General features: G+C 39.8%; 17 protein-coding genes. 15 read left to right on the top strand and 2 right to left on the bottom strand.

The annotated features are described in order from the left end of the window. Positions 1-10: 10 nt before the first annotated feature. The 4 genes from MKY17_RS04130 to MKY17_RS04145 all read left to right on the top strand — a co-directional run bounded on the left by MKY17_RS04130 (position 11) and on the right by MKY17_RS04145 (position 3,676). Positions 11-1,801 (top strand): hypothetical protein, encoded by a 1,791-nt coding sequence (locus MKY17_RS04130; RefSeq protein ID WP_098370879.1) that lies wholly within the window; start codon positions 11-13, stop codon positions 1,799-1,801. Between the two features lie 314 nt (positions 1,802-2,115). Next, positions 2,116-2,607, top strand: a complete 492-nt coding sequence (locus MKY17_RS04135) for a PaaI family thioesterase (protein WP_098370880.1) — start codon at positions 2,116-2,118, stop codon at positions 2,605-2,607. Between the two features lie 197 nt (positions 2,608-2,804). After that, entirely contained in the window at positions 2,805-3,164 is a 360-nt protein-coding gene (locus tag MKY17_RS04140; protein WP_286176982.1) for a LytTR family DNA-binding domain-containing protein, read from the top strand. Between the two features lie 92 nt (positions 3,165-3,256). Further along, the gene (locus MKY17_RS04145; protein ID WP_179891033.1) at positions 3,257-3,676 is read left to right on the top strand and encodes a DUF3021 domain-containing protein; all 420 of its coding nucleotides are present in this window, start codon (positions 3,257-3,259) and stop codon (positions 3,674-3,676) included. Between the two features lie 353 nt (positions 3,677-4,029). On the opposite strand, the gene MKY17_RS04150 is transcribed toward MKY17_RS04145, so the two are convergent. Continuing rightward, complete coding sequence (locus MKY17_RS04150; protein ID WP_339201391.1) at positions 4,030-6,096, bottom strand: Na+/H+ antiporter; 2,067 nt, start codon at positions 6,094-6,096, stop codon at positions 4,030-4,032. A gap of 467 nt (positions 6,097-6,563) precedes the next feature. On the opposite strand from MKY17_RS04150, the gene MKY17_RS04155 reads away from it, so the two are divergent. From MKY17_RS04155 to MKY17_RS04195, 9 genes are all read left to right on the top strand, one after another. Next, positions 6,564-8,072 (top strand): spore germination protein, encoded by a 1,509-nt coding sequence (locus tag MKY17_RS04155; protein ID WP_286176994.1) that lies wholly within the window; start codon positions 6,564-6,566, stop codon positions 8,070-8,072. Positions 8,073-8,125: 53 nt separating this feature from the next. Next, positions 8,126-9,313, top strand: coding sequence for a Ger(x)C family spore germination protein (locus tag MKY17_RS04160; RefSeq protein WP_142323952.1), 1,188 nt, complete (start codon positions 8,126-8,128; stop codon positions 9,311-9,313). Further along, on the top strand, positions 9,310-9,531 hold the full coding sequence (locus MKY17_RS04165) for a hypothetical protein (protein WP_098370884.1): 222 nt from the start codon (positions 9,310-9,312) through the stop codon (positions 9,529-9,531). Before MKY17_RS04160 ends, MKY17_RS04165 begins: the two co-directional genes overlap by 4 nt. Before the next feature lie 57 nt (positions 9,532-9,588). Beyond that, entirely contained in the window at positions 9,589-10,689 is a 1,101-nt protein-coding gene (locus MKY17_RS04170) for an endospore germination permease (protein WP_098370885.1), read from the top strand. A 108-nt stretch (positions 10,690-10,797) separates the two neighbouring features. Then, positions 10,798-11,904 (top strand): endospore germination permease, encoded by a 1,107-nt coding sequence (locus tag MKY17_RS04175; protein WP_098370886.1) that lies wholly within the window; start codon positions 10,798-10,800, stop codon positions 11,902-11,904. 387 nt (positions 11,905-12,291) lie between these two features. Next, positions 12,292-13,029: an extracellular solute-binding protein gene (locus MKY17_RS04180; RefSeq protein ID WP_339201393.1), complete on the top strand. Its 738-nt coding sequence runs from the start codon at positions 12,292-12,294 to the stop codon at positions 13,027-13,029. A gap of 22 nt (positions 13,030-13,051) precedes the next feature. Then, positions 13,052-13,522 (top strand): hypothetical protein, encoded by a 471-nt coding sequence (locus MKY17_RS04185; RefSeq protein ID WP_098370887.1) that lies wholly within the window; start codon positions 13,052-13,054, stop codon positions 13,520-13,522. Between the two features lie 78 nt (positions 13,523-13,600). Further along, positions 13,601-14,155 (top strand): sigma-70 family RNA polymerase sigma factor, encoded by a 555-nt coding sequence (locus MKY17_RS04190; protein WP_098370888.1) that lies wholly within the window; start codon positions 13,601-13,603, stop codon positions 14,153-14,155. Next, positions 14,156-14,878 carry an anti-sigma factor gene (locus MKY17_RS04195; RefSeq protein WP_098370889.1) on the top strand — a complete coding sequence of 241 codons (723 nt, stop codon included), beginning with the start codon at positions 14,156-14,158 and terminating at the stop codon, positions 14,876-14,878. Positions 14,879-15,094: 216 nt separating this feature from the next. Here the strand turns inward: MKY17_RS04195 and MKY17_RS04200 are convergent, their stop codons facing one another. Then, a complete protein-coding gene (locus MKY17_RS04200) occupies positions 15,095-16,468 on the bottom strand; it encodes a sigma 54-interacting transcriptional regulator (RefSeq protein WP_339201396.1) in 1,374 nt (457 codons plus the stop codon). A 299-nt stretch (positions 16,469-16,767) separates the two neighbouring features. Here MKY17_RS04200 and MKY17_RS04205 point away from each other — a divergent pair, with 299 nt between their 5' ends. Next, positions 16,768-17,787, top strand: a complete 1,020-nt coding sequence (locus tag MKY17_RS04205; RefSeq protein ID WP_141993776.1) for an NAD(P)/FAD-dependent oxidoreductase — start codon at positions 16,768-16,770, stop codon at positions 17,785-17,787. A 22-nt stretch (positions 17,788-17,809) separates the two neighbouring features. Next, on the top strand, positions 17,810-18,058 hold the full coding sequence (locus MKY17_RS04210; RefSeq protein WP_098370892.1) for a ferredoxin: 249 nt from the start codon (positions 17,810-17,812) through the stop codon (positions 18,056-18,058). Positions 18,059-18,077: the final 19 nt, after the last annotated feature.

Raw genomic sequence — 18,077 nt, forward strand, 5'->3', positions numbered from 1 at the left:
AGTGAAAACTTTGAATTCACATGAACTAGTTGAAAACAGAAAAATGAAGGTGCTTCTATTTGGCTTTATTGACATGAATTCAATGGATGGATCTGCAGTATTTTTATCTTCCTTAGCATCGACCATTGCGTTAGATTCCAACATCGAAGTTGACTTACTTTTAGCTAGCCCGGTCAAACGTGATATCTTAATTCAGCCTCTTGAGAAATTTGATAATATAACCATCCTCAATCCTTTTGTTGATCCTTTTTTTGAAGCCAGCGATGATGAATGGGTAAAAAAAGGTGTCATTGATTTTGATATAGCTGAAATGCTCATTTCTCATTATTGGAGTCAAAAGGGATATGATTGGCTATTTGTAAGAAGCATTGAGACTGTTGAAAAAATAGCAAAGCATAATCATATCATAAAGAATACATTAGTTTATGCTACAGGCTTGACTCACATAGGTCAGGATGTTAATGAAGAAAAATTTGAGAGCATCAAAAATATATATGATCAGTGTGCGTATTTCTTATGTCAAACAGAAGAGATGTGCGAATTTGTCATTGAGATTCTTAATTTGAATAAAGAAAAAAACAAAGTTTCCCTACTTACCCCGATGATACCGAACGTTGAATCAGCAGAAGGGCAGAACCGGTTAAAAAACAAACTTGTATATACAGGGAAATTCGACCCGGATTGGAAGACCATTCCCATCATTACTGCTTTTAAAGAATTAAAACGCGAGATTCCGAATCTATCACTTGATGTAGCAGGGGATAAATTCAAATGGGTTAAAGATGATTCTCAGTTTAAGGAAGAAGCGGCATACCTCCTTAAAAATACAGATGGGCTTACATGGTACGGGGCATTGACAAGGGAGAATGCTCAACAATTAATCGTGAACGGTGATATTGGGATAACCTGGAGAAGTGTGGAAATGGACAGCAGTCTGGAACTGTCTACAAAGCTATTGGAGTATGGGATCTTAAGGAAGGCTGTAATAATGAATCCAACCGAAATGCATATAAAGCTTTTTGGCGAAGATTACCCGTTATATGCCGTTACAGAGAAGGATTTCCGTGACGCTGTCAAATTAGCGCTATGTAATAAGGATATATATGAGTTTGCGGCACAACGAATGTATCAAGTTAGCAGACAGTTTTTATTTTCGGAAGCGATAAAAAAACTGCAAGGACTATTATGGAGCAAACGTATTACAGATTATGTAAATGAAAGTACGGATATGTTTTATATTGATGAAGATGACTTTGATGAACTGAATCAGCATACACCATCAAAAAAAGTGAAAAAATTGCCTGCAGAGTTTAATGTTGACGAAGTTTTCACCTATATTGTCAAAAACATACCTGAAGAAATAAAACGAGTTGAAAAACTATTTAAACTGTCTGGGTATGGTCAAATCATTTCAGCGGAAAAAGCTGGATGTTATACATTTTTCCACATCCATAAAAGTTATGGAAACTTTGAACAAAATTTTCAAAATAACATGCCATATTTAAAAACGATAGGATTTGAAACCTACAGCAATCCTAAATTAAAACCAAAAGATGTGGAAATTTCAATGAAAGAACGGGCAATTGTCGATAATAAAAACACTGAAATTAAAGTGAAAAATAAAGAATTAGTTAAAGAAGTAAAGCAATTAAAAAAACTGAACACAGTTCAACTTAAACAAATTACTAAGTTAGAAAAACAAAACCTAACACTTGGACGTAAATATGATTCACTTTCGAAGTCGAAAATGGGTAAAATGACATTCAAGTATTGGGATTTAAGAAAAAGGCTTAACTTCTAATAATGCAATTAGTCAATGCAATGGCAGACAACTATATATTAGTCAAAGGAAAGCTCCTGAATGCTGCACGCTTACAGGGGCCTTTGTCATTTATATCGAGTAAAGGACCAGGGCTTCTTGCAAACTTGTTATGTATGTTGTCGATTTCCACAGTATGTATAAAGCTGCGTCAGTTTACCATTCCAATTAAAACTTGGACGTAAGCTTACTAAAGAATCACGGAATTACAAAAAAAACTAATCTTTTAGCAATTACCCAAATAGACCGATTATCCTTTAAAGATGTTATAATATTCTGAAAAAGGGGGAGAGATGATGGAGGAAAATGTGCTAAAAGCGATTCAAGATGATTATCCAGATGAATTTGCATGGTGTTATGGATGCGGTCGCTTAAACAAAGATGGTCATCATTTTCGAACGGGTTGGCAAGGCGAGCAAACAAGGACAATTTATACACCACGACCAGAGCATATCGCAATTCCAGGATTTGTTTATGGCGGCTTGATTGCATCTTTAATTGATTGTCATGGAACAGGTTCCGCTGCTATTGCATTGCATCGTAAAAATGGTCATGAAGTTGGAGATGGAGTGGAGCCTCCAAGGTTCGTGACAGCTTCACTGAAAGTGGAGTTCGTAAAGCCAACCCCAAATGATGTGCCATTAATAGCCGTTGGGACGGTTCATGAAATTCATCCTAAGAAATGGAGAATAGAAACAGAGGTTTTTGCCATCGATAAACTTTGCGCCCGAGGAGAGGTAATCGCTGTGGTGATGCCAAGTACTTTTACAAGCAAAGAGAGATCTTAATCAATATAAACGCATTCAAATACAGAATTAGATTTTTTGTATCAAAGGACCGTCCAATTATTTGGGCGGTTATTTCGTGTATCTGAGTATTCATTTCAAGCATGTTATCGCTATAAAGTGGCATGTAGCTGGAAATCACAAGCGAATTGTCAAAAATATCAATATACTTACATTATAAGCAAAGGGAGGTCGCAGAGATGAAAATAAACGTAGAGATAGATGAGGAGGTCCAAGCGATAGAGGTGCTTATCCGAAATCATGAATGGAATGAGGAAGTCCAGGAACTGATGGAGCGCTTGAGGGAGAGGAAAAGACCGTATTTTGTCGGCAGGAAAGGAGAAATGCAGCATGTTTTCCGGGCGGAAGAAATAATCTGTTTGTTCACAGAGCAGGATTCCATAATGGTGCGGACGAAACAGGGTACTTTCGAAATGAAAGAAAGATTATATGAGCTTGAAAGGGATCTTCCTGGTAACCAGTTCGTTCGATTGTCCAAGTCAGTGATAGCCAACCTTGATGATTTAAGCAGATTTGAGGCATCTTTCAACGGGACGTAATGTGTGTATTTCCGATCAGGAGAAAAAGAATATGTTTCTCGGCACTATGTTCAAGGAATCAAGAAAGCATTTCAATGGAAAAGGAAGGGATTATGATGAAAACACTTTTATTCCGTAGCTTTGTAGGGATTTGCTTTGGTGCACTCGTGATGGTGTTGACGTGTTTTGGGGTCATTGGCTTTGGGGAGATCACATCATTAGACAGTGGAATATTCGTGAAAAATGCGATAGGATGCCTATTATGTGGCTGGTTTTTCAGCACGGCAACACTCTTCTTTGAAAATGAAAAATGGAATTTGTTAACTCAAACCATTCTGCACTTCCTAACTGTCAGCATTCTTTACTTCCTATTATCCTTCTTTGTTGGTTGGATTCCATTCAGCTTAAAAGGTTTAGCTATAGGAATTGGGATTTTCATACCATTCTATATGATCATTTGGACCGTATTCTATCTCTACTTCCGCTTCCAAATGAAAATATTGAATGATGGACTTGATAAAAGAAGGAATTGAGCGTGGATTGATCAGTTAGAGCGGTGTAAAGCTGAACCGCAAGAAAATAAAGGCATTTTCATATAACCCGCCGGCTTCATGTGCATCAACTGAGGTATGTTCAATTGAAACAACAGTTAAGCTGCAAAACTATTAACTTACCATTTGACCGAACAAGAACACCAAAAAGGATAATGGGATCAGGTGCCATGAAGATACCGTACCAACTTAAACTGAAATCCCTTATCCCTGCTTGATCTATAGCAGGTCTTTTCATTTCATTTTTCCTGTGGTATTACTCCATTTGTTTACCCCCTTTGGATATAAATAAAGAGACACCGCTCCCTGTTGTATCGGTGTCTCTTTATAATTTATCAATTTTGTATCATTAACATTTCATCATAGATTAAGTTTTGCCTAAGCTCAGTTGCCGTTTGCATGGATATTTGCTCATCTTCAACCATTTGCTGAATGATATCACGTTCGATTTGCATCACATTCAACTGAAAGTGACTCACCATCTCTTTAAAGCGATTTGCTTCTTTTTCACTTAATGTTGCGAATGGATTCAAATAACGATTATATCTTTGAATGACAAGCATGACTTCATGACGGTTTTTAGGTGTAGTTTGTTGTTTGATCAATGAAATAGCTTCCTTTGAAGCTTCTTTTTGTGCTTTACGGAACTCCCGGATCAGGTCAGCATTTTTAACGATGGAGTCCTCTAATTTTGCTTCCCATTTCTTATCCCATTTGACATTGATCTTTTTCTTGAAAAGAATCGCCTGCAAATTGATCAAAGCCCTTTTCAACGACGATTTTTGCATATAATTTAAGGTTCTTGAAATATACACTTTATAAAGTTCAAAGGCTGTTTCCGATATAGTCCCTTTTTCGACTAATCCGGAAACGACCTCCAATTCCTTGTTGGCACCTATCTCCACTAAATCTCGTATTGTCCGATTATCCGGTCTATTCGTTATTCCCCTCTCCAAATCTATCAGTTGTTCATTTAAATCTTCCATCACTTGATTGACAGCTTTCTGATTATTGATGGTTGCTTCTTTGCTCAGCTGATTGATCGTTTTATTTAAAACAATTTTATAAGCCTCTTCAGTGGTTAGGCGTTCATCTTTAAATTCAATCGGTGTCTTTACCAGTAATGGCAAGAGAACTGTAGCCAATATGACGCTTAACAATATAACGCAAGCTGCGATAAACAAGACTGTATTACGCATTGGGAATAAAGTGTCATCCGGCATGAAATATGGTATGGATAAAGCTGTAGCTAATGTAATGGTTCCATGAATGCCGCTAACGGATGTCAAAAATGCAAATCGTGATCTTGAAACATTCTCCTCATCGGTGTCATTGCTATCTTCTGGATGAACCCTTGACATGATGAATTGTTCTAATGGATTCACTCTGTTTTTCGTAAAAGTATCATGCAGAATGTATACCCAAATAAAACGGATCATCAATAATAAAAGAACAATCAAAACACTTATCCCAAAAAGATTACCCCTATTTAAGCCGGACTCAATTTCCTGATAAATACTCGGCAACATGAATCCTAACAAGGCAAATACAAGTCCATTCAAAACATAACCTAATACAGACCATGTATTAGTTGATACAATTTGCAATTTAGTAGTGGAGCTCTGCAGGCGATCCCGCTCGATGCCATGTATTACACCTGCAGCAACCACTGCCAGGATGCCGGATACATGGAATTCTTCAGCTACCATATATATGGCAAAAGGCGTAATCAGTTCAATAACAATGGACATGGAGATTTCTTCAAGTCCATGAACCCGTAAAAATAATCGTAATTTAACGATTAAATAGCCTAATAGGATACCTATAAAAATACCGCCTAAAGCTACAAATATAAAATTAAGCGAAGCATCTTTTATAGAAAATACTCCAGTTAAAGCAGCTGCCAAGGCAACTTTAAAAGCAACGATTCCAGCAGCATCATTGAAAAGTGATTCACCTTCAAGGATGGGCATCATATTTCCGGGCAATTTCAATCCTTTTGTAATCGATTGTACCGCTACGGCATCCGTAGGGGTAATCGTGGCTGCTAAAGCAAAAGCGACAGCCATCGGCAAATCGGGTATTAACCAGTGGATGAAAAAACCTCCTGCAAAAACGGTCACGAATACTAACCCAAAGGCCAATAACAGAATAGGCTTTCGTAATTCAAGCATTTCTTTACGGGACGTATTTTTTCCTTCTGTAAAGAACAGCGGAGCTATGACACAGATCATGAATAATTCTGAATGAAAATCCAACGATAATTGAAATGGCAATAATGAAAGCACTGCTCCCATGGATATCTGATATATCGGTAGTGGAATACGAGTCCATTTGGCATTTAATATTGTAGCGATTATTGTGGAAACCAATAATCCGAGCAATGTGATTAAGAATGACATAGAATCTCCCTTATCTTCTAATGTTTTAGTCTGATTGCCCATGAAACTTCTATGAAAAAGATAAAAAAGCAGAGGTATTTTAAAGAGAATATACATCCTTTAAAAAGTATCCCCTACTTTATGGCCTTGCATATCTTGGTCAAAATCCATACTTAAACAGAGACGATATATTCGACTAATCTGTAGCCTCGGTTTTTGTTATACCCCTTAGTTATTAATTACAAACAGGATATCACAAAGGTTTACGATTTATTCAATATCAACTTATAACGTAGCTTTTCAATTCTGCTAAATATAAGTTCATGCTGGAATCAGGATTTTCTGTATAAAATACCCTTAATGAAGAAACATAGAAAAATGGAGTTAGAGCGACCTGCAAAAAAATGGGGGTAACCAGCTTGATTCGTAATGTTGGCAAATTGTTAAGAAAAAAGAAAGAAAAAAAATCCCTGGTACAAAATGATTACCTGGATTCCAAGCCTGCAGATTCACTTGATGTGAATTTCAGTCAAAATGTAGAAACACTTCGTTCTGTTTATGATAATTGCTCGGATGTCATGTTCCGCTCGTTCTTACTTTTCGGAAAGACGCGGGCGATGCTCATTTACATTGCGGGACTCTCAGACATCGAGGCGATAGAGCAATATGTGCTATCTCCACTCATGCAAGAGTCATCAAAAGAACCACAACCATTAAATGAGTTTATTGAACATAAAATGCCCGTTCCTAAAGTGGTAAAAGTGAATATGTTGGCGGATTGCATTGAATCGATTTCCTCTGGAAACCCGATCCTTCTATATGAAGGGGGAAGCGATGGATTTTCTCTGGGATTGTCCAAATGGGAAAAGCGGGCGATTGAAGAACCTGTGGCAGAGGGGGGAGTTAGGGGGTCACGAGAGGGATTTATTGAATCTCTAGAAGTAAATACGTCCCAATTGCGACGTATTATCAAAAGTCCTGCCCTTAAAATACAATCGATGAAGATTGGAACTCTTACCAGGACAAATGTTTCAATTGCTTATATTGATGGCCTTGCGGATAAAACATTGATTGAAGAGATTACAACTCGGTTGGAACGAATTAAAATAGACGGAATTTTAGAAAGCGAGTACATCGAGGAAATGATCGAGGACAATCCGTTTTCACCTTTCCCTCAGATTATGTCGACAGAACGGCCGGATGTAGCCTGTGCCAGCTTGCTGGAGGGACGAGCTGTCATTCTTGTAGAAGGAACCCCTTTTACTTTAATTGCACCAATATCCTTCTTTTCTTTGATTCAATCACAAGAGGATTATGCTCAACGTTTTATGGCAGGCACTTTTATCCGTTGGTTACGATATTTTTTTATGGGATTATCTCTTTTGCTTCCTTCACTTTATGTTGCTATTTTAACGTTCCATCATGAGGCGGTTCCAACCGCACTCCTGCTAAGCGTAGCAGCATCCCGGGAAGCGGTCCCTTTCCCAGCCTTAGTTGAGGCATTGATGATGGAGATAACCTTTGAAGCACTGAGAGAGGCTGGGGTCCGATTGCCGAAGCAAGTAGGTTCCGCTGTCAGCATTGTTGGAGCGCTAGTGATTGGTCAAGCTTCCGTACAAGCGGGGTTGGTTTCAGCGCCAATGGTCATTGTGGTTGCGATTACGGGAATCGCTTCTTTTATGATGCCCCGTTATATTGCCGGAATTACTTTCCGGATGCTGCGTTTCCCAATGATGCTGCTTGCCGGTACCTTAGGACTGCTTGGCATCGTGATGGGAATCATCGCCATAGTCATTCACTTATGCAGCTTACGGTCCTTTGGCGTTCCATACTTAGCGCCACTGGCGCCGTTAAAAGGTAAAGAGCTGAAAGATGTGCTGTGGAGAGCCCCTTGGTGGATGATGGATACACGCCCGCGTCTCACAGGGGATTCTAATGTATACCGTCAAGCCCCGGAACAGAGTCCAAATCCAAAAAGGGGGAGTGAAACGGAGTGAATAATAGCTGGAGGCGAAAAAGGATATTGGAGAAAGGAAAGAGGCGTCATTTCATGAAAAACGTCCTTCTTTTGCTCGTTATTTGTGGAACGACCCCTTTTCTAAGCGGTTGTTGGGATCGAATAGAAATCACTGACTTGGCGATTGTCACAGCAGCCGCCATCGATAAGAAGGGGAATAATCAAATCGAACTATCCGTCCAGGTCTTTATTCCAAGTTCAATAAGCAGTGGAGGCGGTCAAGGAGGGAGCAGTCAAGGGGGGAGTGGGGTTACGACAATGGTGAGATCTGCAAAAGGCTCCAATATTGCAGATGCATTGTCTAAGCTTCAAAGCAGGCTTCCGCGAAAAATATTTTGGGGACATTGTAAAGTATTTGTATTCGGTGAAAAGTTAGCGAAGGAAGGAATTCAAGAGCAGCTGGATTTTTTGCTGCGCCATCCGCAGCCAAGAGAGAAAGCAAATGTGTATGTCAGCAAAGGGAAAGCAAAGCCTATCCTTGAATCTTTGCCACCCCTGGAAAACTATTCAGGGGAAGTGCTTAGAGAACTATCTGATTTACATATTGGGATGCTGGTCACACTACAGGATTTAGATGAAATGTTAACGGGTAAGCCTCAATCGGCTGCACTTCCATTCGTTAAAATATTGCCGCCAGCGAAAGGGCAAACGAAATTACAGGGAATTCCTTACATTGTCGGAACAGCCGTTTTTAAAAAAGATAAGATGACCGGGACGATGACGGAAAAGGAAACAAGAGGGCTATTGTGGTTAAGAGATGAAATTGAATCATATACCGTGACCTTTCAACCTAAAGGTATGAAAGGGGAGATTTCTTTAAATCCAGTGACAGCCCAAGTCAAGATCATTCCGCAAATTATCAATAATAAATGGAGATTTTTGGTGAAGGTAAATACAGAAGGAGCTGTTATACAAAATGAAACGAATTTAGACCTTTCAAGTCCAAAATCTATTAATGCTGCAGAACGAGCATATCAAAAAGATATAGAAAATCGCATCGAGATGGCTTTTCTGCATATTCAGGATAAGAAAGCGGACATTTTAGGGTTGGGTAAAGATTTCTATAGGAAATATCCTAAACAGTTTAATAAGGTCGAAAACCACTGGGATGATATATTCGCTGAGATGGAAGTGGAAATCGATGTTGCGGCCCATATTCGAAGACAGGGCTATATAAACAAACCGGCAGGAATGTCTGAAAATGAGGTGAAGGACAAGTGAGATGGGGGGCTTTTTTATGTACAACCGTGATCGTAGCTTTAATCATTTTGTTTGAATGGCCGAAAATGAAAAAAAATCCCAAAAAAGATAAAGTGGCATTTCTTACACTGCTCTTCACTGGCTTGGTTCTGTCCATGTTCAATCTCCCACAGATGTCAGGACCCACTCAATGGGTGGAAACTCTTTTCAGGCCATTTGGAGAGTTTATGGAAAAGTGAATCTATTAGTGGGTGTTGCGAGATTAAAATCATTCCATTAAAGAAAGGAGGGAGCAGATGGAGAAAGGAAAAATTTCATCTCTGCAGATGGCATTCATGATGTATCCGACGATAGTAGCAACGGCTATTCTCGGAGTTCCAAGCATCACTGCCAAATATGCCAAAACAGATTTATGGCTGTCCCCCATTTTTGCTGCGCTCATAGGGTTTCTGACAGTGTATATCGCTTATAAACTGCACCAAATTTATCCAAAACAAACGGTTTTCCAATTCACTGAAAAAATCATTGGTCGGATTCCGGGGAAAATTTTCGGTTTTTTACTCTTGTTTTTTTATATCCAGAACACGGGTCTAATCCTTAGAGCCTACGCAGAATTTGTTGTCGGCTCTTTTCTGGTACGTACCCCGATTAGTGTGATCATGTTATCGATGATACTTCTGTGTGCGTTCATCGTACGCGGGGGAATAGAAGTGTTGGGGCGATCTGCTGAGTTGTTTGTACCGGTGTTTATTTTTCCAATCTGTATCTTAATCATCTTGCTGATTCCTGACTTCGATTTTAAGAATATATTCCCGGTATTGGAAAATGGCTTAATGCCCCCAATCAAGGGTGCGATTATACCTGGAGGATGGTTCAGCGAGTTTTTTCTGATCATTTTTCTTCTTCCTTTTTTGGCGGATATGAAAAAAGGGATGAAATCCGGGATGATGACAGTTTTTGCCGTGATGATGACGTTAATAGTGGTGAATTTTTTGGTTCTTTTTGTACTCGGGTCAACAACACCCTCAAAGAATTATCCCTTGATGAATGTATCTCGATACATCAGTTTGGCCAACTTTTTTGAACATGTGGAGTCCGCCGTCATGGCGGTATGGATAGTAGGGGCGTTTGTGAAAATTTCCGTATTTTATTATGCATCTGCTTTAGGTACAGCGCAGTGGCTGAATCTCTCCGACTATCGTCCTGTTGTATGGCCGATAGGGATTTTGATTGTCATATTCAGTTTTTGGTCGTTGCCTAGTACTATTGATGTCAATCGCAATGATACAAGCGTCTTCCCTTTACAAGGAATTTTGATGCAAACAATTATACCTCTGTTATTGTTGGTGATTGCTGTTGTAAGGAAAAGAAATCATAAAGGAACCGAAACCAGCTGAATGGATTGAAACTCTTTTTTAAGCCGATTGAAGAGTATATGAAAAGTAAATCTATCTGTTAGCTGCATGATTTCAAATTTACATACTATCACGGAAAGGAGGAAGATGATGGAGAAAGGTAAAATTTCATCTTTACAGATGGCATTCATGATGTATCCGACGATTGTGGCAACGGCTGTTCTCGGTGTTCCAAGCATCACAGCGAAATATGCCAAAACTGATTTATGGCTGTCCCCCATTTTGGCGTCTCTCATCGGGTATGCGACGGTGTATATCACTTATAAACTGCACAAACTTTATCCGAAACAAACGGTTATCCAATTCAGTGAACAGATCATTGGTCAGATTCCGGGGAAAATTCTCGGTTTTTTATTCTTGTTTTTTTATATCCCGATCACAGGGCAAATCCTAAGAAGTTACGGAGAATTTATTGTTGACTCTTTTCTGGTCAAAACCCCGATTAGCGTGATCATGGCATCGATGGTACTCCTCTGTGCCTTTATCGTCCGTGGAGGGATAGAGGCGATGGGGAGAGCTGCCCAATTGTTGGTTCCTGTTTTTATCTTTCCACTCCTCCTTTTAATCGTCCTACTGGGCCCAGATCTTGAATTTAAGAATATATTCCCGATATTGGGGAATGGAATTATGCCTCCAATCAAGGGTTCAATTATACCGGGTGGATGGTTTAGCGAGTTTTTTTTGATGATTTTTCTCCTCCCTTTTTTAACCGATATGAAAAAAGGGATGAAATCCGGGATGATGTCTGTTTTTGCCGTGATGATGACGTTAATTGTGGTGAATCTTCTGGTTCTTTTTGTACTCGGGTCAACAACAGCCACGAAGAATTATCCCATGATGAATGTATCTCGGTACATCAGTTTGGCCGACTTTTTTGAACATTTGGAGTCCGCCATCATGGCCGTATGGATAGTAGGAGCGTTTGTCAAAATTTCTGTGTTTTATTATGCGGCTGCTTTAGGTACCGCGCAGTGGCTGAATCTCTCCGACTATCGTCCTGTTGTATGGCCGATAGGGATTTTGATTGTAGAATTCAGCTTTTGGTCGTATCCTAGCTCTATGGCTGTCAGTCGATATGATATCGTCGCCTTCCCTTTTCATGGAATTTTGATGCAAACGATTATACCTCTGTTATTGTTGGTGATTGCTATGGTTAGAAAAAGAAATAGACAGAGAAAGGGAAGCAAATCAAGCTAACCCTTTCTGCCACTTGGTTTAAGAGAATTGAAAGAGTATGTTTGTCCTACCCTAGTCGCCCTGAATCTAAAGAACCGAAAATAAAACAATTTTTATTAATGACATGCCCCATTCGAAAATAGATACTTTTTCGAATGGGGTTTTTTTGTTATGAGTGAAAAAGTAGAATAGCTGAGGATCATTTTACCAAATTATTTGGCAGTAGGATGATATTCGTTATAGACCTAAAAATAGGGTCAAATATTTGGGAACAAGTTTTATAAAAATAATTAACAATTTTTTTCAAACCGTTTGGAAGTTTGTCCCGTTATCTATAGTACAAAGGCTTTTTAGAAGGGAGAGAAGAAAGACTTGAAAAAGGTCATTTTTGTCGGGTGGATTTCATTAATGGCAGTACTGTTAGGATTTTCACCGGAAATGGGTACGAAACGGGGGCAAGCTGTCAACGATGTCGTAAAAGTATACGGTCCAGGTGGCCCTCTTGGGCCTATCAAGGAAGTGGCGGAACAATTCACCAAAGAAACGGGGATAAAAGTTGAAGTTACAGCGGGACCCGAAGAAAAATGGATTGATCAAGCCAAACGGGATGCGGATATCATTTACGGAGGGTCCGAGTATATGCTGACTGAATTCATGCATGATCATCCGGAGATCCTTGATGAAAAAAAACGTACAGATTTGTATGCACGGTCAGCTGGAATTCTGGTTAGAAAAGGAAACCCAAAGAATATACAGTCATTGGAGGATTTAACGAATGAGGGCGTAAAGATTGTGGATGTTAATGGTGCCGGGCAACTGGGGCTATGGGAAGATTTGGCTGGAGGAAAAGGGTTGATCCCCGGAATTAGCAGGAATATTGACATTTCAGTGAAGTCCAGTGCAGAAGCTATCGATCTATGGAAGGCAAATTCTAAATTGGACGCCTGGATTACATATGAATCCTGGCATTACCGTCTGGCGGATGTGACGGACCTGGTTCAACTTCCTGAAGAAGACAAGCTCTATAGAGGGACCCCGGTAAGCATAACAAGTAAGAGTGAAAACAAGAAAAAAGCAAAACAATTCATTGATTATCTTAAAACGGAAGAATCCCATCAAGTATTTCAAAAATGGGGATGGAAGTAAAATTTATGAGGAGTGAGAGTATATGAAAAAGTGGATGGTATTTTCAGTTTTTATGATGGTCCTAGTTTTGGCGGCATGTGGAAATGAAGCAGATGATTCACCCCAAAATGATCAAGTGGTTAGTGGTACTGCCGATGAAAAAGCAGTAAGCCTAAAATTATTGGAAAGTGAAACAACAGGCGAATACCTGGCTGATTCCAAGGGAATGACACTTTACTTTTTCAAGAATGATAAATCAGGAAAAAGCAATTGCATGGGTGATTGTCTCAAAAAATGGCCACCGTTCATGGAAAGGGATTTTGCCGCCCCTAAAGGATTTGAGGAAAAAGACTTTGGAACCATTAAAAGGGAAGATACAGGGGAAGAGCAGGTAACGTACAAAGGATTTCCACTCTACTATTTTGTGAATGATAAGGCAGCGGGAGATGTCAATGGCGAAGGTGTGAAAAATGTTTGGTATATTGTAAATAACAAGACGGTTTTTCCAAAATAAGAAAAAGGGGACGATCACTGATGGTCGTTCCTGTTACACGTTTTTTCCAAATTTACTTGTGAGGAGTTGCAGGTGCGATTGAAAGAAAAACTTGATAAGGAATTGATGGCATTAGTAATGAAAAAGCATCGTCCTGCTCTGGAAGAACTTTATGACCGGCATATTAAATTAATCTATGGATTTATTTTTAAGTTCACAAATGGAAATGCTGAAAAAACAAAAGAGATTGTGCAGTTGGTCTTTTTAAAGCTCTGGACCACAAAAAGCAGTTACAATCCCGAAAAGGGCCACTTTGTAAGCTGGCTTTTGACCGTTACACGAAATGTGTGTGTGGATTATGTCCGTAAAGACAGCGTTCATATCCGGAATAACAAACACATGGACATGAACCATCCAATTGACATAGAAGATCCTAATAATGATATAGAAAATGGAATATTACACAGTGAAATTGCCAATGCAAAAAGTAAGTTAAGCAAGCCGCAAAAAAGGCTGATTGATTTACTGTATTGGAAAGGGTACTCGTTAACGGAAATTGCCAAAATTGAAAATGAACCGATTGGTACCATCAAGAGCAGACTTCACCAGTCGCTTAAATTGTTGAAAAAGTATTTGGAAGTAGGTGGTTTGTAAATGGATAAAGAGTGCACTAACCTGCTTTCATTTTTATCGGGTGAACTGGGAGAAAAAGAAAAAAAAGCATTCACGGAACACTTAATGCAATGCTCTGAATGCACTAGGGAGTATGAACAAATGATGGAAGCCTGGAAGTCATTGAAATGGGATTTCGAAGAAATAGAACCTTCTTCTTCCCTGAAATCAGAGGTTATGAATTTTGTCTTTGAGACTGATGATGAAGTTCCGGTGAGAAGGGAAAAGAATTGGAGTAGTTTTTTCTTTAAGCAGTTTACACCAGTCACTTCAGGTCTCTTGCTGGCCACCCTGGTTTTGGCGTTCGTGCTGTTATATTCCAATATTCAACTGAAAAAAGAACTTGCAGCTATCGATCTGCCAATGGAGGTTAAAACATCGCTATCTTTGCAGCCTGCCGATAAGACCGCTGTAAACATGAATACGGACGGTGCTGCATACATTTTGCAGCAAGGTGAAGAAAGAAGGTTAATCGTTCAGATTCAGAATTTGCCGAGCCTTCAAAAGTCCGAGGTGTATCAGGTGTGGTTGCTGAAAGATGGAAAACGGACAAATGCAGGAACTTTCAAGCCTGATGAAGCCGGCACGGGATCATTGACATACAATCTATCCATTAATGATAAATTCAATCAAATTGGCATCACAAGGGAACCAGATTCAAATAGTACAAAGCCGAGAGGCGAAAAAATAGTTGGATCTTCTTAAAAATAAGAGACTTGCCCGCAAAGGGGAAGTCTCTTATTTACTGTTCGTACCTGAATTTAATAGCTAAGTGATTGATTTAAAATGGAAGCCCGTATGAATTGGAATATAAGTGTTTACCATTCACCATCGATCACTAGCAACGAATGACCAGCATGTTTCGGTTGGGGGCAAATGGACTTGTTTAAGGATAGACAGACATTGGCATTTTCATTGTGCCTATTTATTCATTAAGTCCCCACAGTACTCCCGGATCAATGCTGAGGCTTTCGTTTGGCTGATAGAGAGGTCCTTCGCGACTTTCCTTGATGATTTATATGTTTGGTAAGATTTCCTGATCAATATCCGTTTCGTTTCATCAAGTGCTTTATCGAGAGAAGTGGGGAGTTCAATCTGTGTGACCTGTTCAACGTTCTCGGTTATCATTTCAGGCAAGTCGGACATTAAAATAACGGAGTCACTTATTAAGACCAACCTTTCAATCAAGTTTTCGAGCTGGCGTACATTGCCGGGCCATGAATAATGAATTAATAGGTTCAAGCATTCTTCCGAAATGACTTTATTTTCATGATATCTTTCATTGAACTTATTTAAAAAATTGTACGTAAGGGGAATGATATCTTCTTTACGTTCTCGCAATGGAGGCAATTGAATATCAATCACATTCAAACGGTAAAATAAATCTTCCCGGAATCTTTTATCATTGACCATTTCTATTAAGTTCTGGTTTGTTGCTGCGACGATGCGGATGTCGACTTTTTTCATTTCACTGCCGCCGACGGGAATGAATTGTTTGTCCTGGATTACTTGGAGAAGCTTTGCCTGCAGAGCGAGGGGTATTTCCCCAATTTCATCAAGAAAGACAGTGCCACCGTCTGCGGATTCAATCAATCCGCGTTTTCCAGTTTTGTTTGCACCGGTAAATGCACCTTTTGAATAGCCGAATAGTTCGGATTCGAGCAGTTCTTCCGGAATGGCTGCACAGTTGATTGTCAGGAAAGGTTTACTTTTCCGCTTACTGATCCGGTGGATGAAATGGGCAAGCACTCCTTTTCCCGTTCCAGATTCCCCTTGGATCAAAATCGTGGAATCAGTCGGCGCCACCTTTTCACAAAAAGTGAGGATGCGGTTGATTTTACCGCTATTAGTAATGAATCTCCCCGTTTCATCTTCGTCTTGAGTGATTTTTGACTCACCACTTGCTTCATTTGCTTTTAACATTTTATACGTTTGGGTTTCTGTGGATGTAGTGACGACCAGTTCAATTTCCCCCGCATCATTTAAAATTGGAATCGCGGATGTCATCAATTCAGTCCCTATATACGTTTGCAGTTTCATGTAGCAAGGCTTTTTCCTTTTAAATACTTCAGGCACGATGGAGGGCTTCCAGTACCCTTTTTCTAATAAGTCAACATTATATTTGCCGATGACATCAGTAGGTTTCAGCCCGTAATGGCGCTCACATGCCTTGTTGACGTAAAGAATCCGCTGTTCGCCGTCAAGGACGAAAATCTCATCTGAGGAATGATCAAGAATTTTTAATAGAGTTTGGAGCGTCATCTCCACACTTTCAGTTGAATCCGTACTTTTCATAAGGTAATCCTCTCTTTTCAAAAGGGAATGAGTGAATTCTGAATAATGTTTCATCAATTTCGAGTTAATTATAACTCGGTATGATAGCGTTTTCAAAGTGAATTCAAAATATTTTGTTTATTAAGAGGGGTTCTCGAGGTTGGCATGCATATTGCATTATATAAAATTATCAATTGGTGAAATTGACGAAGTGCTACGTTTGCATGTCAAGTTATTGCATGAATCGATATCTAAGCATAGCAGAATTCTAGTAAGCAGAATTATCTTATTTCAAGGAAGACATCTAGGGGGGAATGAATTTGGAAGAAAAGTATGAAGTCTCTGACATCACTATTATCGGGGGAGGACCGGTTGGTTTGTTCACCGCTTTTTATGCGGGGATGCGCCAAGCTTCAGTGAAAATCATTGAAAGTCTCCCACAATTGGGAGGGCAGCTATCTGCTTTGTACCCTGAAAAATACATTTATGATATTGCGGGTTTCCCGAAAATCCAGGCCCAAGAGCTCATCGATCGATTACTGGAACAAATGGGTCAATTCAAAACGGATATTTGTCTTAATCAATCTGTAGAGACCATTGTTCGTACTTCGGATGGGATGTTTGCCATTACGACATCCGAAGAAACACATTACACGAAAGCGATAATCATTACTGCTGGAAACGGGGCATTCCAGCCTCGGAAACTAAAAATTGAAGGTGAAGAAAGATTTGAGAATGCCAACCTTCATTATTTCGTCCAGAATATGAGTCAATTCGCCGATAAGAAAGTGGTTGTGTTCGGTGGCGGTGATTCGGCGGTCGATTGGTCGCTAATGCTTGAACCGATAGCCGAAAAAGTGACACTCATTCACCGCAGGGATAAATTTCGTGCCCATGAACACAGTGTAGAGCGTTTGAAACAATCCAAGGTGGAGGTCTTGACTCCTTATCTCCCAGCCGGATTGATCGGGGAAGAAAATATAGAAAAAGTGATTGTGACGGATGCAAAGAGTGGAAAACTGTTTGAATTGGAGGTCGATGACGTTCTTGTCAATTATGGATTCGTATCATCAATAGGGCCAATAAAGGATTGGGGTCTTGAAATCGAAAACAATTCCATCGTTGTCAATTCTAGAATGGAAACGAATATCAAAGGCATATACGCAGCAGGAGATATTTGCACATACGAAGGTAAGGTGAAGCTGATTGCTAGCGGGTTCGGTGAAGCTCCAACAGCAGTGAGCAATGCAAAAGTTCATATCGACCCAAGTGCGAAAGTTCAGCCGCTGCACAGCACGAGCACAATGGGAGGTAAAGAGAAAAGCACAGCGTCCGTTTAATTATGTAAAAGGGGGAAACCACATGGCTACATACACAATAGTTGACCAGGAGACATGTATCGCTTGCGGGGCATGTGGAGCGACTGCACCGGAAATTTTTGATTATAACGATGAAGGAATCGCCTTTTCAATCCTGGATGCTAACACAGGAATAACTGAAGTATCCGAAGATCTGGAGGAAGACTTGGAAGATGCTTTTGATGGTTGTCCGACAGATTCGATTAAGTTGGCGACGGAACCTTTCGCCAATATACCAGTGTCAGCCGGTTGAAGCGGAAGGTCGGATCAAT

The sequence above is a fragment of the Peribacillus sp. FSL P2-0133 genome (genome assembly GCF_037975445.1).
Lineage (GTDB): Bacteria > Bacillota > Bacilli > Bacillales > DSM-1321 > Peribacillus > Peribacillus simplex_E.